Source organism: Pedococcus sp. P2_D7 (assembly GCF_056404295.1).
Genome location: NZ_JBFUEH010000001.1, coordinates 26,739 through 51,801, shown reverse-complemented (window position 1 = coordinate 51,801; position 25,063 = coordinate 26,739). Strand labels below are relative to the sequence as shown.

24 protein-coding genes are annotated in these 25,063 nt (G+C 71.3%); 12 read left to right on the top strand and 12 right to left on the bottom strand.

Annotated features, from left to right (window positions below; genetic code table 11):
- Positions 1-55: 55 nt before the first annotated feature.
- Entirely contained in the window at positions 56-2,605 is a 2,550-nt protein-coding gene (locus AC1DWJ_RS00250) for an SCO7613 C-terminal domain-containing membrane protein (protein ID WP_477619749.1), read from the top strand.
- Positions 2,606-2,684: 79 nt separating this feature from the next.
- Complete coding sequence (locus AC1DWJ_RS00245; RefSeq protein ID WP_457252934.1) at positions 2,685-4,067, top strand: pyridoxal phosphate-dependent decarboxylase family protein; 1,383 nt, start codon at positions 2,685-2,687, stop codon at positions 4,065-4,067.
- A gap of 14 nt (positions 4,068-4,081) precedes the next feature.
- Here the strand turns inward: AC1DWJ_RS00245 and trpD are convergent, their stop codons facing one another.
- Complete coding sequence (gene trpD, locus AC1DWJ_RS00240) at positions 4,082-5,179, bottom strand: anthranilate phosphoribosyltransferase (RefSeq protein WP_477619748.1); 1,098 nt, start codon at positions 5,177-5,179, stop codon at positions 4,082-4,084.
- Positions 5,180-5,183: 4 nt separating this feature from the next.
- A complete protein-coding gene (locus AC1DWJ_RS00235) occupies positions 5,184-5,648 on the bottom strand; it encodes a response regulator (protein WP_457252936.1) in 465 nt (154 codons plus the stop codon).
- 114 nt (positions 5,649-5,762) lie between these two features.
- Here AC1DWJ_RS00235 and ctaE point away from each other — a divergent pair, with 114 nt between their 5' ends.
- The 5 genes from ctaE to AC1DWJ_RS00210 all read left to right on the top strand — a co-directional run bounded on the left by ctaE (position 5,763) and on the right by AC1DWJ_RS00210 (position 10,645).
- Positions 5,763-6,410, top strand: coding sequence for an aa3-type cytochrome oxidase subunit III (gene ctaE / locus AC1DWJ_RS00230; RefSeq protein ID WP_457252937.1), 648 nt, complete (start codon positions 5,763-5,765; stop codon positions 6,408-6,410).
- A gap of 64 nt (positions 6,411-6,474) precedes the next feature.
- Positions 6,475-7,260 carry a cytochrome bc1 complex diheme cytochrome c subunit gene (gene qcrC / locus AC1DWJ_RS00225; protein ID WP_457252939.1) on the top strand — a complete coding sequence of 262 codons (786 nt, stop codon included), beginning with the start codon at positions 6,475-6,477 and terminating at the stop codon, positions 7,258-7,260.
- Between the two features lie 85 nt (positions 7,261-7,345).
- Positions 7,346-8,437, top strand: coding sequence for a cytochrome bc1 complex Rieske iron-sulfur subunit (gene qcrA, locus AC1DWJ_RS00220; protein WP_457252940.1), 1,092 nt, complete (start codon positions 7,346-7,348; stop codon positions 8,435-8,437).
- The gene (gene qcrB / locus AC1DWJ_RS00215; RefSeq protein ID WP_477619747.1) at positions 8,434-10,203 is read left to right on the top strand and encodes a cytochrome bc1 complex cytochrome b subunit; all 1,770 of its coding nucleotides are present in this window, start codon (positions 8,434-8,436) and stop codon (positions 10,201-10,203) included. Before qcrA ends, qcrB begins: the two co-directional genes overlap by 4 nt.
- Before the next feature lie 100 nt (positions 10,204-10,303).
- Positions 10,304-10,645 (top strand): metallopeptidase family protein, encoded by a 342-nt coding sequence (locus tag AC1DWJ_RS00210; protein ID WP_477619973.1) that lies wholly within the window; start codon positions 10,304-10,306, stop codon positions 10,643-10,645.
- 55 nt (positions 10,646-10,700) lie between these two features.
- Here AC1DWJ_RS00210 and AC1DWJ_RS00205 read toward each other — a convergent pair whose 3' ends face one another.
- From AC1DWJ_RS00205 to ctaC, 5 genes are all read right to left on the bottom strand, one after another.
- Positions 10,701-11,687, bottom strand: coding sequence for an alkaline phosphatase family protein (locus AC1DWJ_RS00205; protein ID WP_457252943.1), 987 nt, complete (start codon positions 11,685-11,687; stop codon positions 10,701-10,703).
- A 143-nt stretch (positions 11,688-11,830) separates the two neighbouring features.
- Positions 11,831-13,054 (bottom strand): L,D-transpeptidase, encoded by a 1,224-nt coding sequence (locus AC1DWJ_RS00200; protein ID WP_457252945.1) that lies wholly within the window; start codon positions 13,052-13,054, stop codon positions 11,831-11,833.
- A 460-nt stretch (positions 13,055-13,514) separates the two neighbouring features.
- Positions 13,515-13,916 (bottom strand): cytochrome c oxidase subunit 4, encoded by a 402-nt coding sequence (locus tag AC1DWJ_RS00195; protein ID WP_457252946.1) that lies wholly within the window; start codon positions 13,914-13,916, stop codon positions 13,515-13,517.
- Between the two features lie 3 nt (positions 13,917-13,919).
- On the bottom strand, positions 13,920-15,713 hold the full coding sequence (ctaD, locus tag AC1DWJ_RS00190; protein WP_457252947.1) for an aa3-type cytochrome oxidase subunit I: 1,794 nt from the start codon (positions 15,711-15,713) through the stop codon (positions 13,920-13,922).
- A complete protein-coding gene (gene ctaC / locus AC1DWJ_RS00185) occupies positions 15,713-16,609 on the bottom strand; it encodes an aa3-type cytochrome oxidase subunit II (RefSeq protein ID WP_457252948.1) in 897 nt (298 codons plus the stop codon). Before ctaC ends, ctaD begins: the two co-directional genes overlap by 1 nt.
- A gap of 95 nt (positions 16,610-16,704) precedes the next feature.
- Between ctaC and AC1DWJ_RS00180 the strand changes: the two genes are divergently transcribed.
- Positions 16,705-17,922 (top strand): aminotransferase class V-fold PLP-dependent enzyme, encoded by a 1,218-nt coding sequence (locus AC1DWJ_RS00180; RefSeq protein ID WP_477619746.1) that lies wholly within the window; start codon positions 16,705-16,707, stop codon positions 17,920-17,922.
- Positions 17,919-18,206 carry a sulfurtransferase TusA family protein gene (locus tag AC1DWJ_RS00175; protein WP_477619745.1) on the top strand — a complete coding sequence of 96 codons (288 nt, stop codon included), beginning with the start codon at positions 17,919-17,921 and terminating at the stop codon, positions 18,204-18,206. The genes AC1DWJ_RS00180 and AC1DWJ_RS00175 overlap by 4 nt, the downstream gene beginning before the upstream one ends.
- A gap of 12 nt (positions 18,207-18,218) precedes the next feature.
- On the opposite strand, the gene aat is transcribed toward AC1DWJ_RS00175, so the two are convergent.
- Both aat and AC1DWJ_RS00165 read right to left on the bottom strand, forming a co-directional pair.
- Positions 18,219-18,905, bottom strand: coding sequence for a leucyl/phenylalanyl-tRNA--protein transferase (gene aat, locus AC1DWJ_RS00170; protein WP_477619744.1), 687 nt, complete (start codon positions 18,903-18,905; stop codon positions 18,219-18,221).
- Between the two features lie 15 nt (positions 18,906-18,920).
- Positions 18,921-19,907, bottom strand: coding sequence for a carbohydrate kinase family protein (locus AC1DWJ_RS00165; RefSeq protein ID WP_477619743.1), 987 nt, complete (start codon positions 19,905-19,907; stop codon positions 18,921-18,923).
- An 89-nt stretch (positions 19,908-19,996) separates the two neighbouring features.
- Here AC1DWJ_RS00165 and AC1DWJ_RS00160 point away from each other — a divergent pair, with 89 nt between their 5' ends.
- Positions 19,997-20,722 carry a flavodoxin family protein gene (locus AC1DWJ_RS00160; RefSeq protein WP_457252953.1) on the top strand — a complete coding sequence of 242 codons (726 nt, stop codon included), beginning with the start codon at positions 19,997-19,999 and terminating at the stop codon, positions 20,720-20,722.
- 147 nt (positions 20,723-20,869) lie between these two features.
- Here AC1DWJ_RS00160 and AC1DWJ_RS00155 read toward each other — a convergent pair whose 3' ends face one another.
- Both AC1DWJ_RS00155 and AC1DWJ_RS00150 read right to left on the bottom strand, forming a co-directional pair.
- Positions 20,870-21,262 (bottom strand): HesB/IscA family protein, encoded by a 393-nt coding sequence (locus tag AC1DWJ_RS00155; RefSeq protein WP_457252954.1) that lies wholly within the window; start codon positions 21,260-21,262, stop codon positions 20,870-20,872.
- Positions 21,263-21,357: 95 nt separating this feature from the next.
- Entirely contained in the window at positions 21,358-22,524 is a 1,167-nt protein-coding gene (locus tag AC1DWJ_RS00150; protein ID WP_477619742.1) for a glycerate kinase family protein, read from the bottom strand.
- Positions 22,525-22,652: 128 nt separating this feature from the next.
- Between AC1DWJ_RS00150 and AC1DWJ_RS00145 the strand changes: the two genes are divergently transcribed.
- Positions 22,653-22,874 carry a hypothetical protein gene (locus tag AC1DWJ_RS00145; RefSeq protein WP_457252956.1) on the top strand — a complete coding sequence of 74 codons (222 nt, stop codon included), beginning with the start codon at positions 22,653-22,655 and terminating at the stop codon, positions 22,872-22,874.
- 10 nt (positions 22,875-22,884) lie between these two features.
- On the opposite strand, the gene AC1DWJ_RS00140 is transcribed toward AC1DWJ_RS00145, so the two are convergent.
- Positions 22,885-23,664: a maleylpyruvate isomerase N-terminal domain-containing protein gene (locus tag AC1DWJ_RS00140; protein WP_457252957.1), complete on the bottom strand. Its 780-nt coding sequence runs from the start codon at positions 23,662-23,664 to the stop codon at positions 22,885-22,887.
- 62 nt (positions 23,665-23,726) lie between these two features.
- On the opposite strand from AC1DWJ_RS00140, the gene nadA reads away from it, so the two are divergent.
- A complete protein-coding gene (nadA, locus tag AC1DWJ_RS00135) occupies positions 23,727-24,929 on the top strand; it encodes a quinolinate synthase NadA (protein ID WP_457252958.1) in 1,203 nt (400 codons plus the stop codon).
- Positions 24,930-25,063: the final 134 nt, after the last annotated feature.

Below are 25,063 nucleotides of genomic sequence, written 5' to 3'. Positions count from 1 at the left end.
TGACCTGCAGACTCGGGCCACCGAGCGCTGAGCTCCTGCACCCTCCGGAGGACCGATGCCGCCCATCCCCTGCCCCGCCTGCGCTCGCTTCCTGCCCGAGTCGCCCAGGTCGTGCCCAGGGTGCCACCTCCCCCTCACCGGCCCGAACGCCCTGCGCCTGTGGCAGGTCGACCAGGGCCTGGCCGCGCTCCAACGCGAGCGCATCGAGCTGATCGCCGCGCTGCGGGCAGGGGACGCCTCCTCATCCGTCGCCGCTGCCGGCTCCCCGACCACCGTCGCGACCGCACTGGACGCGCGCCTGCGCGGCGCGAGCTCGATGGCGCAGCCGGGCCAGCCCGGTGAGACGGACCACGCAGCACCCCCGCCCGCCGCGCCCGCGCGCCGCACCTGGACCACCCAGCAGACCCTTCTGGCGATCGGGGTGCTGCTGGTCCTGGTGGCCGGGTCGATCGCCTTGGCGATCGCGTGGTTCCTCATCGGCATCGTCGGTCAGCTGCTCGTCATGGGTGGCTTCACCGCCGCGGCCACGGTGGCCTCGCTGGTGCTGTCCCGCCGACGCCTGCCCAGCAGTGCGGAAGCCCTGGCCCTCGTGGCCGGCGGCCTCCTCCTGCTGGACGTGGCGGCTGCGCGGCGGTTCGGGCTGGCCGACCTCGAGTCGGTCGACGGGCGCACCTATGCCGCGGTCACCGGGCTGCTCGCCGCCATCGTCCTCGCCGCCCTGCACCGCACCGACCGCAGGATCGCAGGCTTCGCCCTCCTCTCGCTGACCGCCGCCTCGCTCGGGTGGGCCGGCGTCGTGGCCTTCGCCGACCACGCCGCCGGGGTCGCCGCCCTCGCCCTCGCCGGCGCCGTGCTGTTCGGCGCCCTGCACCTGGTCGTTCCCCCGTCGTTCGGGCTGACCCGCCGCGCCGCCACCGGTCCAGCGGCAGGGTGGACCGCCCTCTCGGCGGTCAGCGCTGCCGTCGGGGCGCTCGGCGCCGGGCTCGACGCACTGTCTGCTCCGACCGGTCCGGGCGTCGACGGCCCGGTGGTCCACGGGCTCACCGCAGACGGCGTGGTCAGCGTGGCGATCCTGGCGACCCTGGCCGTCGCGGGCGCCCTCGTCGTGCGACGCGTCGTCGCGGTCCGCGCCGCGCGCCTGGGCACCCGAGCCGCCGTGCGCGCCGACTGGACCGCGCGGGCGTTGGCCGGCGACTGGCGTGCCCTCGGGGTGGTCGCCGTCGTCGCCTCGGTGGCCGGGCCCACGGCTGTGCTCGGACTGGCGCTGCAGCTCGGGGCGTTCTGGTCGGCGGTGCTCGCCGTCGTCGCAGCCGTGGCCGCCACCGCGCTCGTGGTCGCCCGCCCCCGCACCACCTCGCTCGGCGTCGCCTGGGTCGAGGCGCAGGCCGGTGCGACGCTCGGTGTCCTCGTGTTCGTCTGCGCCGTCGAAGGGTCCCGGCCGGCGACGACCATCGCCCTGACCGCGACCGCCCTCGTGGCCGCGACGGCGGCAGTGCACCGGCCGACCTGGCGCGCGGCCGCCAGCGCCGTCGGGGCGGTCGCCACGGTGGCGGCCGCCGCCCTCACCGGCTCGATGTTCTCCGACACCGCCGCGGTGCTCGCGGCCGCGGCCGCGGGGGCCGCCTTCGTCGCCGTCGGTTTGCTGCGGCAGGCCGAACCCGAGGAGGCGCCCCTCGCCGTCGTCGGCCACCTCGCCGTGTTCGGCGCCCTGGCCGCGGCGGTCGGCACCGCTCTCGCCGACGAGGTCGTGATCGCCGTCCTCGTGGTCATCGCCCTGACCGGAGGTGCCACCGCCGTCCTGCGCCCGCACCTGCGCGCCATCGCCAGCGGCACGACGACCGTCGCGTCGGTCTGGGCGCTGTGGTTGGGCGGTGGCCTGGTCGGCCCGCGCTCCCAGTGGGTGCTGCTGGCCGCCGCCGCGCTCGGCCTCGCCGCGCTGGCGCAGTGGCGTCGTCACCGCACCGAGGAGCTCGTCCTCGGCGCCTTGGCGGTCCTCGTCGCGGTCACCGCTGTCGTCGTCGCCGTTGATCGCTCCTGGCCGCACGCCGCCTCGCTGGCCGCCGCGGCATACGGGCTCGTGGCTGTCGCGTATGCCGCCCTGCCGCACCGCCGCGCCGTCGTCACCATCGCGGTGGCCGCGCTGACGGCAGCGGTGTGGGTGGAGCTCGGGGACGCGGACGTGACCACCCTGGAGGCCTGGACGCTGCCGCTGGCCGCGTTCCTGCTCGCTGCCGGTCTCTGGTCGCACCGCGAGCTCGGTGACCACTCGTGGCTCACGGCCGGGCCGGGTCTGGCCGTCGCCCTCCTGCCGTCCACCCTCTTCACCCCGGTCGACGACGGCCTGGTCCGCCCGCTCGTCACGGTCGCCGCTGCCGTCGCCGTCCTGGTGCTCGGGGCGCTGCGCCGCTGGCAGGCGCTGGTGGTGCTGGGCGCGGCCTGCGCCGCCACCGTCGCCCTCACCCAGCTGCTCCCCTATGCCGTGCTGCTGCCCCGCTACCTGACCCTCGGGGCGCTCGGGGTCCTGCTCCTCGCCGTCGGCGCGCGGTACGAGCAGCGTCGGGCCGACGCCCGGCAGGCCGTCAGCTGGCTGGCATCCATGTCCTGACCCGTGTCCTGACCCGTCTCGGCCGTGGTCGGCCAGAAGTGGGGGGCGGTGGGCCGGGAGGCGGGCGTACCTTCGCGTCATGGACGACCTCACCACCTTGTTCGACCGGGCTGCCCGCGTGGCAGCCGACCACCGCGCCGCGGTGGCTGATGCACCCGTCGCGGCCCGTGCCTCGGCGCAGGAGCTGCGGGCGTCCGCGGACGGGGCCCTGCGTGAGCAGCCGACCCCGGCCGGGCAGGTCCTCGACGAGCTGGTCGAGACCTTCGGGCCGGGGCTGGTCGGCACCCCCGGGCCGCGCTTCTTCGGCTTCGTCATCGGTGGAGCACTGCCGGCTGCGAGTGCGGCCGACATGGTCGCGGTCGGGTGGGACCAGTGTGCGTTCAACGCGACCCTCTCCCCCGCCGGCGCGGTGGCCGAGGAGCTCGCGGGTGGCTGGCTCAAGGACCTGCTCGGGCTGCCGGCCGGGGCCACCGTCGGGTTCGTCACGGGTGCCCAGGGGGCCAACACCGTCAGCCTCGCGACGGCGCGTCACCACGTCCTCGCCGCGGCGGGTTGGGACGTCGAGAAGGACGGCCTCCTCGGGGCACCCCGGGTGCGGGTGGTGGCGAGCGTCGAGCGCCACGCGACCATCGACCGGGCGCTGCGGCTGATCGGGTTCGGGACCGCCGTCGTCGAGGAGGTGGTGACGGACGCCAACGGCGCCATCGACGTGGCCGACCTGACGGCCGTGCTGGCCCGCTCGGACCCGGGGCCGACGATCGTCTGCCTCCAGTCCGGCAACGTCAACACCGGCGCGTGCGACGACCTGCGGGCGGCGGTGGCGGTGGCCCGGCGCCACGGGGCCTGGGTCCACGTCGACGGTGCCTTCGGCCTCTGGGCCGGGGCCAGCCCTGCGCGGGCGCACCTCGTCGACGGAGTCGACCTCGCGGACTCCTGGTCGTGCGACGGACACAAGTGGCTCAACGTGCCCTACGACTGCGGCTTCGCCATCTGCGCCCACCCCCAGGTGCACGCGGGATCGCTGTCCTACACCGCGGCATACCTCACCGGACAGGGCGGCCCGACGCCGGCCCTGGGCGACCTGGTGCCCGAGTCCTCAAGGAGGGCAAGGGGTTTCGCCGTGTGGGCGGCCCTACGCGAGCTGGGACGCGACGGCGTCGCCGACCTGGTCGAGCGCAGCTGCACGCTGGCCCAGCGCTTCGCCGCTGGCCTCGAAGCCGGTGGCGCCGAGGTCGTCAACGACGTCGTCCTCAACCAGGTGCTGGTCGGCTTCGGCAGCGACCAGCGCACCGACCGGATCGTCGAGGGAGTCCAGCGGGAGGGGACCTGCTGGCTCGGTGCGACGACCTGGCACGGCCGCCGGCTGATGCGGGTCTCGGTCTCGAACTGGTCGACGACCGAGCAGGACGTCGACCGTTCCGTCGCCGCCATCCTGCGGGTGGCCGCGGAGGACCGCCGCTGAGCGGGCGCTGGTGGTCAGGCGGACGTGAGGCGCTGCGTCGCGGCGGCCCACTGCTCGAGCCGGGCGGCGGCCGCACCGGAGTCGAGCGCCTCCTCGGCACGGTCCATGCCGAGGCGCACGCCGGCCGCGAACGCCTCGTCGGTGGCGTCGTGCCCCGCCGGCTCCGCGCCGCCGGCGAGGTCGCGACCAGCGAGCGCGAGCGCCATGCCGGCGTTGAGCACCACTGCGTCACGCACCGCACCACGCTGGCCCGCGAAGAGGTCGCGGGCGACCTGCGCGTTGTGGGCCGCATCGGCGCCCCGCAGGGCCTCGACGGGCTGCCGCTCGAGGCCGACGTGGAGCGGCTCGAAGACGCGCTGGGTGACGGCGCCGTCGCGCACCCACCACACGGTCGAGGTCGTGCTGAGGGTCAGCTCGTCGAGCCCGTCGTCGCCGCGGAAGACGGCGGCTTCGGAGCCTCGCCCCGCGAAGACCCCGGCGATGAGGGGCGCCATCCGCGGGTCGGCCACCCCCACGGCGGCGTAGGTGGGACGGGCCGGGTTGGTCAGCGGACCGAGGACGTTGAAGGCGGTGCCGACGCCGAGCCCACTGCGGGCGGCGGCGGCGTGCCGCATGGCCGGGTGGAAGGCCTGCGCGAAGCAGAAGGTGATGCCGGCCTCGGCGGCCACCTGCGCCACCTGGGCCGGCGTGAGGGTGAGGTTGACGCCCAGCGCCTCGAGGACGTCGGCCGAGCCCGAGGCGGACGACGCGGCCCGGTTGCCGTGCTTGACCACCTGGACCCCGCTGGCCGCGATGACGACCGACGCCATCGTGGAGATGTTGACCGTGTTGGAGCGGTCGGCACCAGTGCCGACGATGTCGAGGCTCGGCCCCGGCACCTCGATCTGGTTGGCGTGGGCGAGCATGACGTCGGCCAGCCCACGCAGCTCCTCCACCGTCTCGCCCTTGGACCGGAGCGCGACGAGGAAGCCGGCGACCTGGACCGGCGAGGCCTCGCCGCCCATGATCTCGTTCATCGCCCAGGCGGCCTGGTCGGTGCTGAGGTGCTCACCGGCGATGAGCAAGGTGAGCAGGTCCGGCCAGGTGTGACCGGCCGGCTCGCGTGCGGTCACCGGCTCAGGAGGCGCTGGGACGTCCGCCACGACCCAGCTCTGCCACGGCCGAGGCCAGCGCGATCGGGTCGAGCGGGTGGGGGACGGCCAGGTCGGCGAGCGACCAGGTGGCCAGCCAGCCGTCCTGCGGGCGACCGGTCAGGACCAGGATCGGCGGGCAGCCGAAGATCTCGCTCTTGAGCTGGCGGCAGAGGCCGAGCCCACCGGTCGGGGCCGCTTCGCCGTCGAGGATGAGGAGGTCGAACGAGGCGTTCTCGACGGCCTCGATCACCGCCGCCGCGGTCGCGCACTCACGCCACGACGAGACCTCGACATCACGGGCCGGACGACGGCCCACGGTGACGCGGACAGCGTCCCGGGTGGTCCTGTCGTCGCTGTACAGCAGCACCGAGATCTGACGGGTCGAAGACCCCGCTGGTGACCCCGACGAGGTCGGGACGTCGGCGGCGGTCGCGTGCGAAGCGGTCATGACGCAGATGCTACCGGTGCGGCGTTTCGGCGCGGTGACGCACCCATCGGGGGGTCGACGGTGTGCCGGACGGGGAATGTGGCTAATCTGGCGCACGTGGCGACCGCATCTCCCGTGACCTCTGAACCCGCTCGCTCGGCCGGCAGCATCCCCGGCCACGGGCCGGTGTCCCGACCCAACATGGTGTCGGTCGGCACCATCGTCTGGCTCTCCAGCGAGCTGATGTTCTTCGCTGGCCTGTTCGCGATGTACTTCACGATCCGCTCGGTCGAGCCGAACCTGTGGGACACGTCGACGGACGTGCTCAACGTGCCCTTCGCCACCATCAACACGATCATCCTCGTGGTGTCGTCGGTGTGGTGCCAGCTCGGTGTCCACGCCGCGGAGCACGGCAAGCCGCACCGCGGCGACGCGAGCCTCCTGGCGGTCAAGAGCTGGGGCATGCGCGAGTGGTACGTGCTGACCTACATCTTCGGCGCGATCTTCGTGTCCGGGCAGGTGCTCGAGTACTCCGAGCTCGTCCACGAGGGCATCACGCTCTCGTCCACCGCGTACGGCTCGGTCTTCTACCTCACGACCGGCTTCCACGCCATGCACGTGACCGGCGGCCTCCTCGCCTTCCTGCTCATCATCGGCCGCACCTTCACGACCCGGCACTACAGCCACGCGCAGGCCGCCGGTGCTGTCGTGACCTCCTACTACTGGCACTTCGTCGACGTCGTGTGGATCGCGCTGTTCGCGACGATCTACCTGTTGAAGTGACCCGCACGATGCTCCACCTGCACCCCCAGCCAGCCCTGCCCACCTCCGTCGACAGGACCGCACCGTGAACGCCTTGGCCGCCCGCCGCCGACACCCGGCCGCGATCGCCCTGCTCCTGCTCCTGGGTCTGATCCTCACTGGGGTCGCGTACTCCACCTTCGCTCCCAAGCAGGCCGACGCCGCCACCGCCGCGGCCAGCTCGGTCGAGCAGGGCAAGAAGCTCTTCCTGGCCAACTGCGCGACGTGTCACGGCCTGCAGGCCCAGGGCACGAAGGCCGGCCCCGCCCTGCCGGGCGTCGGCGCCGCCGCCGTGGACTTCCAGATGGGCACCGGACGTATGCCGATGGCTGCCCCGAACGTCCAGGCGCCCCGCGCCGAGGAGGTCCGGTTCACCCAGGACCAGATCTCGGCCGTCGCCGCGTACATCGCGTCGCTGGCCCCCGGTCCCGCCGTGCCCGACGCGGAGTACACCAGTGGTGAGGGCGGCGACGTCGCCCTCGGCGCCGAGCTGTTCCGGGTCAACTGCGCCATGTGCCACAACTTCGCCGGCTCGGGTGGCGCGCTCACCCGGGGCAAGTACGCCCCCGCCCTGCGCAACATCGAGGGCAAGCACATCTACGAGGCCATGGTGACCGGCCCGCAGTCGATGCCCGTCTTCAGCGACGACAACATCTCGCCCGAGGCCAAGAACGACATCGTCGCCTACCTCCACGAGGTCGACCAGCAGGAGAACGTCGGTGGCATGGCCCTGGGCAACCTCGGCCCCGTCTCCGAGGGACTGTTCGTCTGGATCTTCGGGCTCGGCATCATGGTCGGCTTCGCCGTCTGGCTCGGTCGGAAGGCCGCGTGATGACTGCGTCACCATGGCTGGCCACATCCGCCCCGTGCGGCGACACTGGAACTGACCACCGCGACTCGACAGGACCCACGACACGATGAGCGAACACGACACGCCGCACGGCGAGGTCGTCGGCACCGGCGACGGCTACGGGTCGACCGCGGTCCGCCTGGACCAGGGCCACGTCGAGGGCACCGGCGGCCTGCCGGCGCGCTTCGAGGACCCGGGCCTGCACCCGCACGTCGCGCGCATGGCCGACCTCGACGAGAAGGGCGCCAAGCGCGCCGAGAAGCAGGTCGCGGCGCTCTTCGGGCTCTCCAGCCTGGGCACCATCCTCTTCGTCGTGGCCTACTTCGCCATCGACCCCGAGCAGTCCGGCTTCATCCCCGGCATCGGCAACGCCAGCATCTACAACGTGGCCCTCGGGGTCACCATGGCGCTGGCCCTGCTCGGCTGTGGCGTCGGTGCCGTGCACTGGGCCAAGACGCTCATGCCCGACAGCGAGTCGGTCGAGTACCGCCACACCCAGCGAGCCAGTGACGAGGACCGTCAGCGGGTCGTCACCAACCTCATGGACGGTGGCGAGAAGGCCCAGCTCGGCCGCCGCCCCCTCATCAAGTTCTCGCTGGCCGGCGCGCTCGCCCTGCCGCCGATCGCGATCCTGCTGCCGCTGGTCGGCGGACTGGGCCCGCTCCCGAAGGACCAGTTGTCCACCACCATGTGGAAGAAGGGCGACCGGCTGGTCCGCGACCCCGAGCGCACGCCGATCCGTGCCGACCAGGTCACCATCGGCTCGGTCTTCCACGTGCTCCCCGAGTCGATCAAGGACTCCGAGCACGTCCTCGAGGACAAGGCCAAGGCCGCCGTGCTGCTGATGCGCCTCAACCCCGAGGACATCAAGCCCCAGAAGGAGCGCGACTGGGGCCACGAGGGCATCGTCGCCTACTCCAAGATCTGCACCCACGTCGGGTGCCCCGTGGGTCTGTACGAGCAGCAGACGCACCACCTGCTCTGCCCCTGCCACCAGTCGACGTTCGACGTGACGCAGGACTGCAAGGTCATCTTCGGCCCGGCCAAGCGCCCCTTGCCGCAGCTGAAGATCACCGTCGATTCCGAGGGTTACCTGGTGGCCGACGCCCCGTTCCGTGAGGCTGTCGGTCCGAGTTTCTGGGAGCGTGGTTCCGCATGAGCAGCAACGGACGCAGCGGGTCGGCCGACCCCATCGATCGCCTGCGCAAGGACGACGTCACGCCCGAGGCACCCACCGCCCCCGCCCTGAAGGCCGTCGGCGGAGTCGCCGGCTGGCTCGACGACCGCACCGGTGCCGCCAAGCCCGTCGGCTACCTCATGAAGAAGGTCTTCCCCGAGCACTGGTCCTTCATGCTCGGCGAAGTCGCCATGTACTCGATGATCATCTGCCTGCTGTCGGGCACGTTCCTCACCTTCTGGTTCGTCCCGAGCGCCGGTCAGGTCGTCTACGACGGCTCCTACCTGCCGCTGCGTGGCATCACGATGTCAGAGGCGTTCCGCTCCACCGTCGACATCTCGTTCGACATCCGCGGGGGCCTGCTGATCCGCCAGATCCACCACTGGGCCGCGCTGATGTTCATCGTGGCGCTGTCGGTCCACATGCTCCGCGTCTTCTTCACCGGCGCGTTCCGCAAGCCGCGCGAGATCAACTGGGTGATCGGCTGCATCCTGTCGATGCTCGCGCTGGTGGAGGGCTTCGCCGGCTACTCGCTCCCGGACGACCTGCTGTCCGGCACCGGCCTGCGCGCCGCCGAGGGCTTCATGCGCTCGGTGCCCGTGCTCGGGTCCTACCTGTCGTTCGCGCTGTTCGACGGTCCGTTCCCGGGCGAGGCGATCATCCCCCGCCTCTTCTCGATCCACGTCCTGCTGCTCCCGGCGATCCTGGTCGGCCTGTTCACGGCCCACATCGGGCTGGTCTTCGTGCACAAGCACACCCAGTTCCCCGGACCGGGTCGCACCAACGACAACGTGGTCGGCTTCCCCGTGATGCCGGTCTACGCGGCCAAGGCCGGTGGCTTCTTCTTCATCGTCTTCGGTGTCATCTCCCTCATCTCGGGCCTGGTCACGATCAACCCGATCTGGGCCTACGGACCCTACGACCCGTCGCCCGTGACCGCGGGGTCCCAACCGGACTGGTACATGGGCTTCGCCGACGGAGCGCTGCGCCTGCTGCCCGGCTGGCTGGAGTTCACCGCGTTCGGGTTCACCTTCTCGTTCAACGTCATGATCGGCGCCATCCTGCTCATCCCCGTGATGTACGGGCTGATGGCCATCTACCCGTTCCTCGAGAGGTGGGTGACCGGCGACAACCGCGAGCACCACCTGCTCGACCGGCCACGCAACAACCCCACCCGCACGGGTCTGGGGATGGCAGCGCTGACGGCCTACGGCGTGCTCATGTTCGCCGCCGGCAACGACCTCATGGCGATCAAGCTGCACCTGTCGATCAACGACATCACCCACATCCTGCGGGCGGCGTTCTTCATCGCTCCCCCGCTGGTGTTCTGGGTGACCAAGCGGATCTGCCTGTCGCTGCAGCGCAAGGACCGCGACCTGGTGCTCCACGGCCGGGAGACCGGTCGCATCATCCGGACCGCCGACGGGAAGTTCTTCGAGCAGCACGAGCCGCTCGACGAGTTCACCCGCTGGAACCTCGTGCAGCACGAGCCCCACCACGTGCTCACCCTCGAGAAGGCGACCGACGAGCACGGGGTGGCCTCCCCCACCGCGCGCAAGGACCAGGCCCGCTCGGCGCTGTCCCGGTTCTACTTCAGCGACTCGATCAACCCGGTCACGCCGGCCGAGCTCGCCGCCGCCCACCACGACGGGCTCGGGCGCGAGTCGATCGGCGCCATCGAGGCGGGTAGCGACGAGACCCGGCCCGCCCTCGAGAGCGCCCGCAGGGAGCCCCCCAAGCGCCCCTGAGGCCCGCCGGTGCCCACGGGGGGGCACCCCAGCAGGTCACAGGGCCGCCCAGGCGACCCAGAGCCCGGTCCGCCCATGGCAGGCTGGACCCGTGGTCGAGATGGACGCGGCGGAGTTCGAGCAGGCGGTCGGCGATGCCCTGGACGCGGTGCCGCCGGAGCTGATGCGGCTGCTCGACAACGTCGTCTTCTTCGTCGAGGACGAGCCACCGGCCGACGACCCCGACCTGCTGGGGGTCTACGACGGGACGCCCCTGACCGAGCGCGGTGACGCGTGGGCAGGCGCCCTCCCCGACCGGATCACGATCTTCCGCGGGCCACTGACCAGGATGTGCAAGGACCGCGAGGACCTGCTCGACGAGATCGCCGTGACCGTGGTGCACGAGATCGCCCACCACTTCGGCATCGACGACGAGCGACTCCACGCCCTCGGCTGGGCCTGAGCCGATCTGAGCCAGTCTGAGCCGGTCTGAGCCGGTCCCCAACAGCGTGGTCCCGTCAGGGCAGCGGCAGGTGGAACGCCGCGGCCATCGACGTGGCGGTCTTCGCGCGTCCGAGCGGCTCGGTGCCGGTGACCTCCGCGTAGAGCCGGGCCAAGGAGTAGTGGTCGAGCCGGGCCGTCACCACCCGGTGTCGCTGGCTGGGGTGCGCCACCACCGTGAGCACGCGGTTGCCGGCGCTCTTGTCGTCCTCGTCGGCCGTGAGCACGACGGCGAGCCGACCAGCCTTCCAGTCCGGGCCCGCCTCGATCCTGGTCATCCACCCCTGGAACCACCGGTCTGCCGTCGCGAGGCTGCAGTCATGGGCGTCGTGGCACAGGTCGGGCACGACCATCGCAGCGTTCGGCAGGTGGCCCGCGTCGACCGCCGGTCCCAACGCGGTGACCGGCAGGTCGTACCTGCGGCACAGTGCCCGCTCGTCGGCGAAGTAGGGCCACGGGTTGTGCTTGACCGCATACCGCCCGCTCGGTAGCAGGGCGCAGCTGCCCGGCATCGCGTCCACGTAGACCGCCGCGGTGCGTCCGGCGGAGATCGCCCGGCCGAAGACCGAGGGGCCATGCACCGGCACGTTGTCGGCCGGCGACTTGTTCGTGGTGACCAGTCGGGTGCTCCCCGCCGCGATGGCGATGTAGTTGGGGAGGGACGGATGGCGCACCCCGAAGTAGCTGGTCGCGTAGCCGTAGGTCTTCGCGAGGCGGTAGGTGTACGGCATCTGCGCGCGCATCTGGGCGAGCGAGTGGTTCTCCACGACGAAGACGATCAGCTTGCTGACCGGGACCACCGCGGACGCGGACGCGGCCGCCGACCCCGTGGTGGTGGTGGTCGTCGTGGTGGTCGTCGTGGTGGTCGCCGGGCTGTCGCCGGTCGCGCTGCTGGTGGTCGTGGCGGTGCTGCCGACCGCGTCACCGCCCGACGAGTCCGCGCACCCGGCGAGGCCGAGCACAGCGAGAACCGAGCTGGCGACGAGCAGGCTGGTCCGGTGCACCCTTGCACGATGACACACCCCGGCGGCGACGCACCGTTCGAGACTCGCGGGGTGACGACTCACCGGGTGACGACTCACCGGGTGACGACCCACGGGGCGACGACCCAGCGGCACCGCGCCCCTAGGACGGCAGTCGGCTCGGCTCAGGCCAGCGCGCTCTGCGCCTTCCACTTCGCGAACGAGTACTGCCAGACACCGATGCCCTCGGCCGGCAGGAACGGACGGTTGGAGCCGATGAAGGTCACCACGTCGCCGACCTTGGAGTTCTCGAACATCCACTTGGCGTTGGCCGGTGACATGTTCACGCAGCCGTGGCTGACGTTGGCGTTGCCCTGGGCACCCACCGACCACGGAGCGGAGTGGAGGTACTCGCCGGTCCAGGTGACCCGCAGGTTCCAGTCCGTCTCCTCTTTGTAGTAGCCGGGCTTGCCCTTGGGGATGCCGATGGTCGTCGAGTCCATCGTGACGTGACCCTCCTTGCGGATGATCACCTTGGTCCCGGACCGGGTCTCCGTGGTGGCGCCGGGGCGACCGGTGCTGACAGGGATCACCTTGATGACCTGGCCGCCACGACGGACCGTCATCTGGTGACGCTTGATGTCGACCGTGGAGATCATCGACGAACCCACCGTGAAGCTCGCGCTGTCGTCGTTGCCGACCCACTTGCCCTCACCGGTCTGGACGCCGGTCAGGGGCGCGCTGATGGTGACCGTGGTGCCGGGCTTCCAGTAGTTGGTGGGGCGCCACATGAGCTGGCGGTTGTCGAGCCAGCCCCACGACCCGTTCTGCGTGGGTGAGGTGGTGATCGTGACCCGCTTCTCTACCTCGGCGCGAAGCTTCGCGCTGGTGACGGCGGAGTCGAACTGGATGCTGGCCGGCATACCGACGCCTACGGTCTCGCCGGAGTTGAGGATGCCGTAGGTCGCGGTGACCTTGGGCTTCAGGGTGGCGAACGTCGAGGTGGTCGTGGACGGCGTGCCGTCCTCGCCGGTGGCGGTCGCGCTGACCGTGTATGCCGCGCTGGGAGCCAGCAGCCCGCTGGAGGTCCACGCGCCGTCGTCGCCCAGCTTGCCGGCGACCTTGCGGCCCTTGGCGTCGGCGACGGTGACCTCGCCGAGGGTGCCGCTGGTGGCCGAGACCACCACGGGATCGGTCGGCAGCACGCCCGTGGCTCCCTCGGCCGGCGTGATGGTCAGCTCGGCGGGCGTGGGGGTCGCCGAGGACGAGGAGGAGGACGAGGAGCTGGAGCCGGCCACGTTGTCGGTCGCCGGGCTGTCGACGCCGCCCGAACAGCCGGCCACCAGGGCCAGTCCCGCAACCATGGTCGCGGCCACGGCCAGTCGTGCCCCTTGAGTCCTACCCACCACGTGTACTCCTGTGCTCTGCGCCGTCGTGGCGCCCTGTGCGTTCGGTGCTGGTCAAAAGCGTGTGCCTCTGAACAGCGTGTGCGTGTCGCGTCCTCGGCCACAGTCGCAGGACCCGTCCGACGACGGCCGTCATCCCGACAGACGCCCGACCGGCCCGAATGGTTGGCTATGCAACTGTGTCTGGCCGGGCGATCACTATTTCGCGCCAGGCCCCCTGAGCCCGAGCCCCTGAAGAACCCGGCGGCCCGCCCCTGCGCGGACCGGAGGTAAGTCTACCTGCTCGACGGCGATGCCCCTGACACCACGACGATGCCCCCGAAACGACACACCAGGGCGCAAACGCCAGCACCGCCACGCTGTGGGCCGGGAGGTCGGGCGACTGGCCGGGTTCGCACCGAGCAACGCGAACGGCCGGGGCAACCCCGCAAGGGTCACACCCGGCCGATCGACCACGCGCAGCTCAGACGGCGTGCGGCCCCTTGAAGTACTCGAAGGTCCAGCCCACCAGGGCGACCACGCCGAACGTGGCACCGATGATGAACAGCCACCAGCCGACCGCCAGGCCGAGGAAGCACAGCGCAGCCGCACCGGCGAGCGGCAGGGGCCACCAGGAGTGCGGGCTGAAGAAGCCGTACTCGCCCTCGTGCTCGGCGATCTCCCCACCGGGGTTGTCCTCCGGGCGCTCGGGCAGCCGGCGCGCGGTGGCCCACAGGTAGAACGCGACCATCGCGCCCAGCCCTGCGGAGAGGAACAGGCCCGCCGGACCGACCGGCTCCTTCCACTCCGTGAAGATGCCGTAGACGAGGCCGACGGGGGCGAAGAAGGCCGCCAGGATGATGAAGAGCTTGTACTCGATCTTCACGGGTCAGTCACGCTCCTCATGGAACCGCGGGTGCTTGTCGTGGTCGAACTCGCCCGTGACGTGCTCCTCGCCGGAACCGGTCTCGGCCATGATGCGGGTCAGCGTGTCGGGGTCGGCGTGCACGCCGGACAGCGGAGCCGCCTCGGGGTGGTGCAGGTCGAAGGCCGGGCGCTCGGAGCGGATCCGCGGGATGGTGTCGAAGTTGTGGCGCGGCGGCGGGCACGAGGTGGCCCACTCGAGCGACGCGCCGTAGCCCCACGGGTCGTCGGTCTCGACCAGCGGCGCGGTGCGCCAGGTCTTCCAGACGTTGTAGAGGAACGGGAGCGTCGACGCGGCCAGCAGGAAGGCGCCGAAGGTGGACACCTGGTTCTCCCAGGTGAAGCCGTCCTCGGGCAGGTAGTCGGCGTAGCGACGGGGCATGCCGTCGACGCCCAGCACGTGCTGGATGAGGAAGGTCGTGTGGAAGCCGATGAACAGCATCCAGAAGTGCACCTTGCCCAGCGTCTCGTCGAGCATCCGACCGGTGAACTTCGGCCACCAGAAGTAGAAGCCGGCGAACATCGCGAAGACCACGGTGCCGAAGACCACGTAGTGGAAGTGCGCCACCACGAAGTAGCTGTCGGACAGGTGGAAGTCGAGGGCCGGGCTGGACAGGATGATGCCGGTCAGGCCGCCGAAGAGGAACGTGACGAGGAAGCCGATCGCCCAGAGCATCGGCGTCTCGAAGGACAGCTTGCCGCCCCACATCGTGCCGATCCAGTTGAAGAACTTCACGCCCGTGGGCACGGCGATGAGCATCGTCATGACCGCGAAGAACGGGAGGAGGACCTGGCCCGTGGCGTACATGTGGTGGGCCCACACGGTGACCGAGAGGGCCGCGATGCCGATGGTCGCGAAGACCAGGGTCTTGTAGCCGAAGATCGGCTTGCGCGAGAACACCGGGAGGATCTCGGAGATGATGCCGAAGAACGGCAGCGCGATGATGTAGACCTCGGGGTGGCCGAAGAACCAGAACAGGTGCTGCCACAGCATCGGACCACCGTTGTCGGGGTCGAAGACGTGGGCCCCGAACTTCCGGTCGGCACCGAGGGCCAGCAGCGCGGAGGCCAGCACTGGGAACGCCATCAGCACGAGCAGGCTGGTGACGAGGATCGTCCAGGTGAAGATCGGCATCCGGAACATCGTCATGCCGGGCGCGCGCATGCAGATGATCGTGGTGATGAAGTTGACGGCGCCGAGGATGGTGCCGAAGCCGGCGAGCGCGAGGCCGAAGACCCACAGGTCGCCACCGAGTCCGGGGCTGTTCGACGCGTCGGACAGCGGCGAGTAGGCGAACCAGCCGAAGGACGCCGCACCCGACGGGGTGAGGAAGCCGGCGGAGGCGATCAAGCCACCGAACAGGTAGAGCCAGTAGGCGAACATGTTGAGCCGCGGGAAGGCGACATCGGGTGCGCCGATCTGGATCGGCATGAGCGCGTTGGCGAACCCGGCGAACAGCGGGGTCGCGAACAGCAGCAGCATGATCGTGCCGTGCATGGTGAACAGCTGGTTGAACTGGTCGGGGTTGTCCACGATCTGCAGGCCCGGCTGGAACAGCTCGGCCCGGATCAGGAGCGCGAGCACGCCACCGAACATGAAGAAGATGAACGAGGTGATGAAGTAGAGGTTGCCGATCACCTTGTGGTCAGTGGTCGACGCCCACTTCACGACGGTCTGGCCCTTGGTGAGCCGGCGGGTCGCGGTGGCCTCGGTGGACCGGTAGTAGGTCCCCGCGCTCGACTCGGTTGCCGCTGCCATCAGTTGCTCCCTGCACTCGGGATGAGGTCTTTGTCCTCGTTCATGACCTTCTCGGGGTTCAGGCTGTTGTCGAGCTGGCCGGTGTTGCCCTTCCCCTTGAGCTCGGCGATGTGCGCGTCGTAGGCGGCCTGGTCGACGACCTTGACGTTGAACAGCATCTGCGAGTGGTAGGCGCCGCAGAGCTCGGCGCACTTCCCCTTGAAGTCACCGGTCTCGGTGGGCACGACCTGGAACTTGTTGACCCGCCCGGGGATCATGTCGAGCTTCTGCAGGAACGCCGGCACCCAGAACGAGTGGATGACGTCGCGCGAGGTCAGCACGAACTCGGTGCGCTTGTTGACCGGCAAGTAGAGGGTCGGGAGGTTCTGCTCGGTGCCGGGCTCCCCCGTGAGCTCGGCCTGGGTGCCGCTCTCGTAGGTCTGCTCGTTGACGTAGTTGAAGTCCCAGCTCCACTTCTTGCCCACCACGTTGACGACGACGTCGGGGTGCTTGGAGGTGTCGAGCAGGGCGGCCTCGTCACGAGCGGTGTAGTAGAAGAGCACCGCGATCATGAACACCGGGACGATCGTGTAGAGGATCTCCATCGGCACGTTGTAGCGCAGCTGCACCGGCAGGGCGGTGTCGTCCTTCTTGCGGCGGTAGGCCACCACGCACCAGCCGATCAGGCCCCAGACGATGACCCCGACGATGAGCGCGGCGATCCAGGCACCGTTCCAGAGCGAGGTGACGCGTTCGCCGCCCTCGGTCACGGCGCGGGGCAGGAAGCCGTCCTGGACGCGCCCGGCGCAGCCGGAGAGGGCGAGGGCGACGAGCGACAGCCCGAGAGCCGTGGTCGTTCTCCTCTGAGCAGTCCGCCGCCGCTGTGGGCGCGGCGCAGAGACGTCGTGCTGACGCAACGGTGCACCTTCTTCGAGACAGTGATGGGCCATCGCGCCAAACCCTACTCCAGCCAGTGCGTCCCGTCCGGTCAGGGTGCGGCTAACGTCAGGGTGTGGCGAACCCCTCCCCGGACGACGCTCCCGGCGGCGAATCCGACCGTCTCCCCGAGCGTGCCGTCCTCGACGCGGCGCCCGGGCCGATGCACCCGCGAGCCAGGGAGACGATGCTCGCGGCGGTCGACGCCGGCTGGGCCGACCCGCGCCGCCTGCACCGGGAAGGACGGACGGCGCGACGGCTCCTCGACCAGGCCCGTGAGGTGCTCGCGACCGGGCTCTCGGTCAGCCCTTCGGAAGTCGCCTTCGCGCCCGACGGCCCGACCGCGGTCCGCTGGATGACCGACGGCCTCCGGTATGCCGCGCGGCGTCGCGGAGCGCGCCTGGTCGCCTCGGCCGTCGAGCACTCTGCGGTCCTCGTCCCCGGCCGCCACGCAGCCGACGCGGCAGCCGACCCGGCGGCCTTCGAGGCGGTCGCCGTCGACGGCGCCGGGCGCGTGGACCTCGGCGCGTGGCACCGGGCCGTGGCCACACCGGGGACGGTGGCCGCCGTCCTCCAGCACGCCAACGGCGAGGTGGGCACCATCCAGCCCCTCGAGGCGGCTCACGAGGCCTGCCTCGCCGCCGGGGTGCCGCTCGGGGTCGACGCCCAGGCCTCACTCGGGCGGACCTCGCCACCGGACACCTACGACGTCCTGGCCGGCGACGCCGCGTCCTGGGGTGGACCGGGGGGCCTCGGCATCCTGCTCGTCCCGGAGCGCACGCGGTGGCTGCTCCCGGGCCCCGCCGACCCGGACGCCGCCCTCAGCGGGCCGTCTCGGCACACGCCGTGGGTCCCCTTGGCGCTGGCGGCGGCCGAAGCCTGGCAGCAGTCCGCGGCAGGGGCCGCGCGGGAGCGCGAGGAGGCGTTCGCGCTCGTCGACCTCATCCGCACCGCCGCTGCCGCGGTCCCGGACGTCGACGTCGTGGGTGACCCGGTGGGCCGCCTCCCCCACGTCGTCACCTTCTCGGCGCTCTACGCCGACGGCGAGGCGTTGGTGCACGAGTTCGACCGCAGGGGCTTCGCCGTGGGCTCGGGCTCGGCGTGCACGGCCAGCACCCTCGAGCCGAGCCATGTCCTGGCGGCGATGGGCGCGCTGACCCACGGCAACGTGCGCATCACCCTGCCCCTGGCTGCCGTGGCACCTGACCGGGCCGCCCAGGTCGACGCCTTCTGCGCCGTCATCGCCGAGGTGGTCGAGTCGGTGCGGACCGAGCTCGGGGCCCGGCGCCTGTGACCGGCACCCCGCGACCCCCGCGATCGCCGGACGAGCTGGAGCCCACCCCGGCATCCGAGCTCGTCGTCGTGGACGCCCGCGGCCTGCGCTGCCCAATCCCGGTCATCAGGCTCGCGCGGGCCGCCCAGGACTCGCCGGCCGGCACCGTGGTCGAGGTGTGGGCGACCGACCCGGCGGCCCGCGCCGACATCCCGGCGTGGTGCCGGATGCGCGCCCAGGACTACCTCGGCGAGGTCGCCACGGACGGCGAGCACGCGGCATACCGGGTGCGCACGGTGGGGTGAGCCCCGGGTCGGCTAGGGGGAGAAGGTCGGTGGCTCGAGGCCGACGGCCTCGCCGAGCCGCGCGAGGTAGTCGCGACGCGACACCGTGACCACGCCGAGGCTGCGCAGGTGGTCGGTCGCCCACTGCACGTCGATGAGGCGACGAGGGTCGCCGTCGGCGAAGACGTAGCCGGCCGTGGCCACGACGGCGGCCTTGGACGCATCGGTGACCCGGTGGAACATCGACTCCCCCGCGAAGAGCCCGCCGACGTTGATGCCGTAGAGCCCCCCGACGAGCTGGCCGTCCTGCCAGGTCTCGATGCTGTGCGCCCAGCCGAGGGCGTGCAGCTCGGTGTAGGCGTCGATGATCTCCTCGGTGATCCAGCGGCCGTCGCGACCGGGGTCGGCACACGCCTCGACCACGTCGCGAAAGGCCGTGTCGACCCGCATCTCGAAATGCCGCAGCGACTTCTGGAGCGAACGGCTGGCGTGCACTCCCCCGGGCAGCAGGACCCCACGCGGGTCCGGCGACCACCAGCCCAGCGGCCTCGTGCCGAGCTCACCGAGCCCCATCGGGAACACGCCGCTGCGGTAGGCCTCGATCAGCGTCCCCGCCCGCAGGTCACCCCCGACGGCGACCATGTCCTCGCCGTCCTCCACCTCGCTCAGGTCGAAGACCCAGCTGGTGGGGAGGGGTTCGACCGGCTCGGCGGTCACCACCGGTGCACCGCTCGCCTACGGTGCGATGCAGCTGATGTGGGGTTCGATGGCGTCCGCCGACTCCTGGCCGTAGGCATCGGCCAGCCGCTGGAGGAAGCTCGCCTTGCCCAGCGTGTACTCCTGCGTGCCCACGGTCTCGATGACGTAGGTCGCGAGCATCGAGCCGAGCTCCGCGGAGTGGCGCAGGCCGAGGTCGGCCGCCAGCCCGGTGAGGAAGCCGGCCCGGAACGCGTCACCGACACCGGTCGGGTCGGCCCGGCGCACCTCGCGGGCGACCGAGACCTCGATGGTCTCCTCGCCCTTGCGCTCGATGGAGACGCCCTCCTTGCCCCGGGTGATGACCCGGGTGTGCACCCGGTCGGCGATCTCGTCGGCGTCCCAGCCGGTCTTCTGCTCGGTCAACGCCGCTTCGTACTCGTTGGTGAGCAGGAAGTCGGCGCCGTCGATGAGCTGGCGGATGGTCTCGCCGTCGGCGAACGCGAGCTGCTGGCTCGGGTCGGCAGCGAACGGTATGCCGCGGGACCGGCACTCGCGCGTGTGGCGCAGCATCGCCTCGGGGTCGTTGGCGCCGACCAGGACCAGGTCGAGCCCGCCCACGCGGTGGGCGATGGGGTCGAGCTCGATGCCCCGTGCCTCGCTCATCGCGCCGGCGTAGAAGGTGGCGATCTGGGCCATGTCCTCGTCGGTCGTGCAGACGAAGCGGGCCGTGTGCTTGGACTCGGACACGTGCACCGAGTGGCAGTCGACCCCGTGTCGCTCGAGCCAGCTGCGGTAGTCGGCGAAGTCCTCACCCACCGCCCCGACGAGGATCGGCCGCTGGCCGAGGTTGGCCATGCCGAACGCGATGTTGGCGGCCACCCCGCCCCGGCGGACCTCGAGGTCGTCCGCGAGGAACGACAGCGAGACCTTGTCGAGCTGCTCGACGACGAGGCTGTCGCGGAACCTGCCCTTGAAGGTCATCAGGTGGTCGGTGGCGATGGAACCCGTGATGGCTATCTGCACGGGACGAAAACCTACCTGTTGTGGAGGTTCAGCGCGCGCAGCTCCCTCTGGCCATTGCCGCGACCGGATGCAGGGGGCACAGTCGAGCCATGACCGAACCCGAGATCGCCGCGTTCGACTTCAGCGGCCTGCGCGCCACCTTCGTCAACTGCACCCTCAAGCGCTCCCCCGAGCCCAGCAACACCCAGGCCCTGGTCGACCTCAGCGCCGCCATCATGCGCAAGCACGGGGTCGACGTCGAGCTGATCCGGGCCGTCGACCACGACATCGCCACGGGCGTCTACGTCGACATGACCGAGCACGGCTGGGACCGCGACGAGTGGCCGACGTTGTTCGCCCGGATCCTCGACTCCGACATCCTCGTGGTCGCCGGGCCGATCTGGCTGGGCGACAACTCGAGCATCACCAAGCAGGTGATCGAGCGCCTCTACGCCGGCTCGTCGATGACCAACGCGGCTGGGCAGTACGTCTACTACGGGAAGGTCGGGGGCGCGATCATCACCGGCAACGAGGACGGCATCAAGCACTGCTCGTCCAACATCCTCTACAGCCTCCAGCACATCGGTTACTCGATCCCGCCGGCTGCGGACGCCGGGTGGATCGGCGAGGCGGGACCCGGTCCGTCGTACCTCGACCCGGGCAGCGGCGGGCCCGAGAACGAGTTCACCCAGCGCAACACCACGTTCATGACATGGAACCTCATGCACCTCGCGGCGCTGCTGAAGGCCGCAGGTGGCTTCCCGGTCGGGGGCAACCAGCGCACCGAGTGGGACGCCGGCGCCCGGTTCGACTACCCGAACCCCGAGTACCGCTAGCTGGGTGTACCGGGTGAGGACAGACCAGCGAAGGGCCCGTCACCACTGGTGACGGGCCCTTCGGCGGTGCTCAGCTACTGGGTTGGCAGCTGCCGGGTTGGCAGCTGCCGGGTTGTCAGCTGCCGGGTTGTCAGCTGCTGTGTTCGATCAGCTGAACGAGTCGCCGCAGGCGCAGGAGCTGCCGGCGTTCGGGTTGTCGATGGTGAAGCCCTGCTTCTCGATCGTGTCGGCGAAGTCGATGCTCGCGTTCTCGAGGTAGGGCGCGCTCATCCGGTCGACGACGACCTCGACACCGTCGAAGTCGCGGACGAGGTCACCGTCGAGGGTGCGCTCGTCGAAGTAGAGCTGGTAGATGAGGCCGGAGCAGCCGCCGGGCTGGACTCCGACGCGCAGGCGCAGGTCGTCGCGACCTTCCTGCTCGAGCAGGGACTTCACCTTGGCAGCAGCGACATCAGAGAGGAGCACGCCGTGCGTGGCCTCGGCGGGCGCCTCGGTGGCGTCGACGGTGGTCGCCGCAGCGGTCTGGTCCTGAACACTCATGGTGATGCGTCCTTCATGTCGGTGGAGGTCGGCCACTGGTGCCAACCCACGGTTCGCGCGAAATGTTCCCCGCGCCACTCCACTGTACGACGTGCTCAGGCGCGAGGGGACCAGGTGGCCGCCACCCGGGCGGTTCGCGCCGCGAGGGTGCCGACGGGATCGGTCATGGCGGCCTCGACCTGCGCGGGCGTCTCAGCCACCGCATAGCTGCCCGACAACCCCAGGGTCATGGCCTCCCGTCGCCCGACGAGGGCCTGCCCGGCGATCACGACGCTGGGGGTGGCCGTCTCCAGCGCCAGACCTGCGACCCCCGCCACGACCTTGCCCTGCAGGCTCTGCCAGTCGAACGAGCCCTCCCCCGTGACCACGAGGTCGGCTGCCCGCAGCAGCTCGCGCAGCCCCACCGCCTCGAGGACCTCGCCCACGCCGCTCACGCGGGTGCCGCCGAGCAGCAGCAGCGCGTAGCCCAGCCCTCCCGCGGCCCCGGCGCCAGGCGTCTTGTCCAGCCGTCTCGCCGACCCGGTCAGCAGGTCGGTCTGCTCCGGCACCGTGCGGCGCACGACCTCGACAAACCGTCCCAGGGCGCCCTCCAGCGCCTGCGCCAGCTCCGGCGAGGCTCCCTTCTGGGGGCTGAACACGGCACTGGCCCCCTGGAGTCCGAGGAGCGGCGACTCGACGTCGGTGGCGAGCACGAGCTCGACGTCGCGGAACCGGTCGCGCGCCTCGACCAGCCCCGGCAGGGCCGCATCGGAGATCTCCGCGAGCGCCAGTCCACCCCGCGCCAGGTCGTGGGCGGCACCGGCGCCCAGGGCCGCCAGCAGACCAGCCCCCGCGTCGTTGGTGGCGCTCCCACCCAGGCCGACGACGATGCGGCTCACGCCCTCGTCGAGGGCCGCCTCGAGCAGCCGTCCCACGCCCCAGGTGCTGGTGAGGGCGGGGTTGCGCTCGTCGGCCGCGAGCAGGTGGAGGCCGGCCGCCTGCGCCGACTCGAGGTATGCCGTGCGGCGTCCACCGTCGTCGACCACCAGGAGCGCTGCGGGCACCTCACGACCGAGCGGGTCGGTGACGGTCACCGCCAGGGTCTGGGCGTCGGGCAGTGCCCCGGCGAGGACGTCGAGGAAACCCGGTCCCCCGTCGGACAGCGGTCGCAGGGTCAGCAGGTCGTGCGGTGCGCTGGCGGCCCACCCCTGGGCCATGGCCTGCGCGGCCTGCTGGGCGGTGAGGGTGCCGGTGAAGCAGTCCGGGGCGATGACGACGTGCACGGTCCCATCCTTCCAGTCCACGTGCGAGTGTCAGCGGTGGGCTTAATTCGACCCGGTTGAGCACGAATGGGCGGAAAATGCGTGGCGCGGTGGAGGCGGGTGGCGGCAAACAGGTCCACACTAGACACATGCGCCCCCGTCAGCCCGCCAAGAAGCCGCACCTGCCCAACAGCCCCTTCCGCGCCGCAGAGGTCCCCGAGATCCCGGACTTCGCCGTCGACGACAGGGTCACCCACGACCGGCACGGCCTGGGATCGGTCGTCCGGGTCACCGGCGACCGGATCCACGTGCGTTTCGGTGAGAACACCGTCAGCGTGGCGATGTCCAGCAGCAAGATCCACCCGCTCTGAGTCGGCCCACCTAGGGCACCAGGGCGGCAGCGAGCAGCCGGCGGGCGGCTCCTTCGTCGCCGTCCACCGAGAGGTCGGCAGGATCGGCTCGGTGCCACAGTGCGAGGTAGAGCTGGGTCGCGGGTCCACTGACCCGCGCGACCGCTCCCTCCGCCACCCCGTCGACCAGCACGACGGCTCCGTCGACCAGCCGAACGGTCCAGGACGCCTCGACGTCGGTGCAACACAAGGCGATCGGCTCGGGCGCTGGGATCACGTTCAGCGCCGCGCGGTCCGCATGACGGACCAGGCTGCGAGGAGCCATCACCTCGAACACCTCGGCCACGCCGTCGGCCGCGTCCTGTGGCGTGAGGCCGGGAACCGCCTCCACCGGACCGGACACCGGCAGGCGGGCAGCGGCCTGCAACGCGTCGACGTGGTGGACCGTGGTCTCGTGGAACTGACGGCGGCGCCAGAACCCCGCGGTCCCGTGGGCCGGGTCGGCCGAGAAGCTCCAGGAGGGGTGGTCCGGGGGCAGCTCGGACAGGGTGGCCACGATCGAGTCGGCGCACGCGGCATACCAGTCGGCGAGGGGCTGGTCGCGGTCGCGCCGCGGGTAGGGGTCGGGCGGTGCGCCCTCCCGCGCGCTGTGGGCGGCCCAGAGGTGCACCCGGCCGAGGTGGTCGACGAGGTCGCTCACCGACCAGCCGGGACAGGCGGGCACCGCTGCTGCGGGGTCGGTGGTGCGCACCGTGGCGAGCATCGCCGAGGTCGCCGTCCCGAGGGCGGCCAGCGCGTGGTCGTCGTCCATGGGCGCGACCCTAGCCCGGCAGCCGGCGCTGGGCACGTGACCGCACGGCATACGATCGGGGCGTGAGCACCCCTGTGACGCAGTCGGACTCCCGTCCCTCCCCCCTTCCGCTGCTGGTCCTCGGTCGGGGCACCGACCTGCACACGGAGCGGGGCGTCGAGTGCCCTGGCGACCTGCCTGCCGCCTCGGACCCGGGGCTCGTCGAGCGGGCCCGCGCGGCCAAGGCCGCCCTCGGCGACCAGGTGTTCGTGCTCGGGCACCACTACCAGCGCGACGAGGTCATCGAGTTCGCCGACGTCACGGGCGACTCCTTCAAGCTGGCCAAGGACGCAGCCGCGCGACCGGATGCGCCGTACATCGTGTTCTGCGGGGTCCACTTCATGGCCGAGTCGGCCGACATCCTCACCAGCGACGAGCAGACCGTGATCCTGCCCGACCTGGCCGCTGGGTGCTCGATGGCCGACATGGCCGCGATCCGCCAGGTCGAGGACGCCTGGGACGACCTGGTCGAGGCCGGGGTCGCGGACCGGACCATCCCGGTCACCTACATGAACTCCTCCGCGGCGATCAAGGCCTTCACCGGCCGTCACGGCGGCACGATCTGCACCTCGTCCAACGCCCGCACCGCCCTCACCTGGGCGCTGGACCAGGCGGGCGAGGGTGGCAAGGTGCTCTTCCTGCCCGACCAGCACCTCGGGCGCAACACCTACGTCCGCGACCTCGGTGGCGACCTCGACGGGTGCGTGGTCTTCGACCCGCACAAGCCGATGGGTGGCCTGACCCGCCAGGAGCTCGAGGACGCCACGATGATCCTGTGGCGCGGCCACTGTTCGGTGCACGGCCGGTTCAGCCTCGCCGCGGTCGAGCAGGCCCGGCGCGAGATCCCCGACGTCAAGGTGATCGTCCACCCCGAGTGCCAGCACGAGGTCGTCGAGGCGGCCGACGAGGTCGGCTCGACCGAGAAGATCATCCAGACCATCGCGGCCGCGCCGGCCGGCACCAAGTGGGTCGTGGGCACCGAGCTCAACCTCGTGCGCCGGCTCGCCGCGCAGTTCCCCGAGCAGCAGGTCTCGTTCCTCGAGAAGAACGTCTGCTACTGCTCGACGATGAACCGCATCGACCTGCCCCACCTCGTGTGGACCCTCGAGTCTCTTGTGGCGGGCCGCGTCGTCAACCCGATCCGGGTCGACCCCGAGGTGGCCCACCACGCGCGCGTCGCGCTCGACCAGATGCTCGCCCTCCCGGGCGAGACCCACCGGGACTAGCTCAGCCGACAGAGATCAGGCCATCGCCGTGGCCGCCCGGACCGGGGTCCACGCTGCTCCCCGTCGACCGGGGCGGACTAGTCCTCCTGAGGGAGTCCAAACGCGGGCGACCCTGCCCATACTGGGTGATCCGC

Bases quoted from the DNA above. Each gene is read 5' to 3' on its own strand.
- AC1DWJ_RS00250 (WP_477619749.1), top strand. From the start codon at position 56: ATGCCGCCCATCCCCTGCCCCGCCTGCGCTCGCTTCCTGCCCGAGTCG.
- AC1DWJ_RS00245 (WP_457252934.1), top strand. From the start codon at position 2,685: ATGGACGACCTCACCACCTTGTTCGACCGGGCTGCCCGCGTGGCAGCC.
- AC1DWJ_RS00235 (WP_457252936.1), bottom strand. From the start codon at position 5,648: ATGACCGCTTCGCACGCGACCGCCGCCGACGTCCCGACCTCGTCGGGG.
- qcrA (WP_457252940.1), top strand. From the start codon at position 7,346: ATGAGCGAACACGACACGCCGCACGGCGAGGTCGTCGGCACCGGCGAC.
- qcrB (WP_477619747.1), top strand. From the start codon at position 8,434: ATGAGCAGCAACGGACGCAGCGGGTCGGCCGACCCCATCGATCGCCTG.
- AC1DWJ_RS00210 (WP_477619973.1), top strand. From the start codon at position 10,304: ATGGACGCGGCGGAGTTCGAGCAGGCGGTCGGCGATGCCCTGGACGCG.
- ctaD (WP_457252947.1), bottom strand. From the start codon at position 15,713: ATGGCAGCGGCAACCGAGTCGAGCGCGGGGACCTACTACCGGTCCACC.
- AC1DWJ_RS00160 (WP_457252953.1), top strand. From the start codon at position 19,997: ATGACCGAACCCGAGATCGCCGCGTTCGACTTCAGCGGCCTGCGCGCC.
- AC1DWJ_RS00155 (WP_457252954.1), bottom strand. From the start codon at position 21,262: ATGAGTGTTCAGGACCAGACCGCTGCGGCGACCACCGTCGACGCCACC.
- AC1DWJ_RS00145 (WP_457252956.1), top strand. From the start codon at position 22,653: ATGCGCCCCCGTCAGCCCGCCAAGAAGCCGCACCTGCCCAACAGCCCC.
- AC1DWJ_RS00140 (WP_457252957.1), bottom strand. From the start codon at position 23,664: ATGGACGACGACCACGCGCTGGCCGCCCTCGGGACGGCGACCTCGGCG.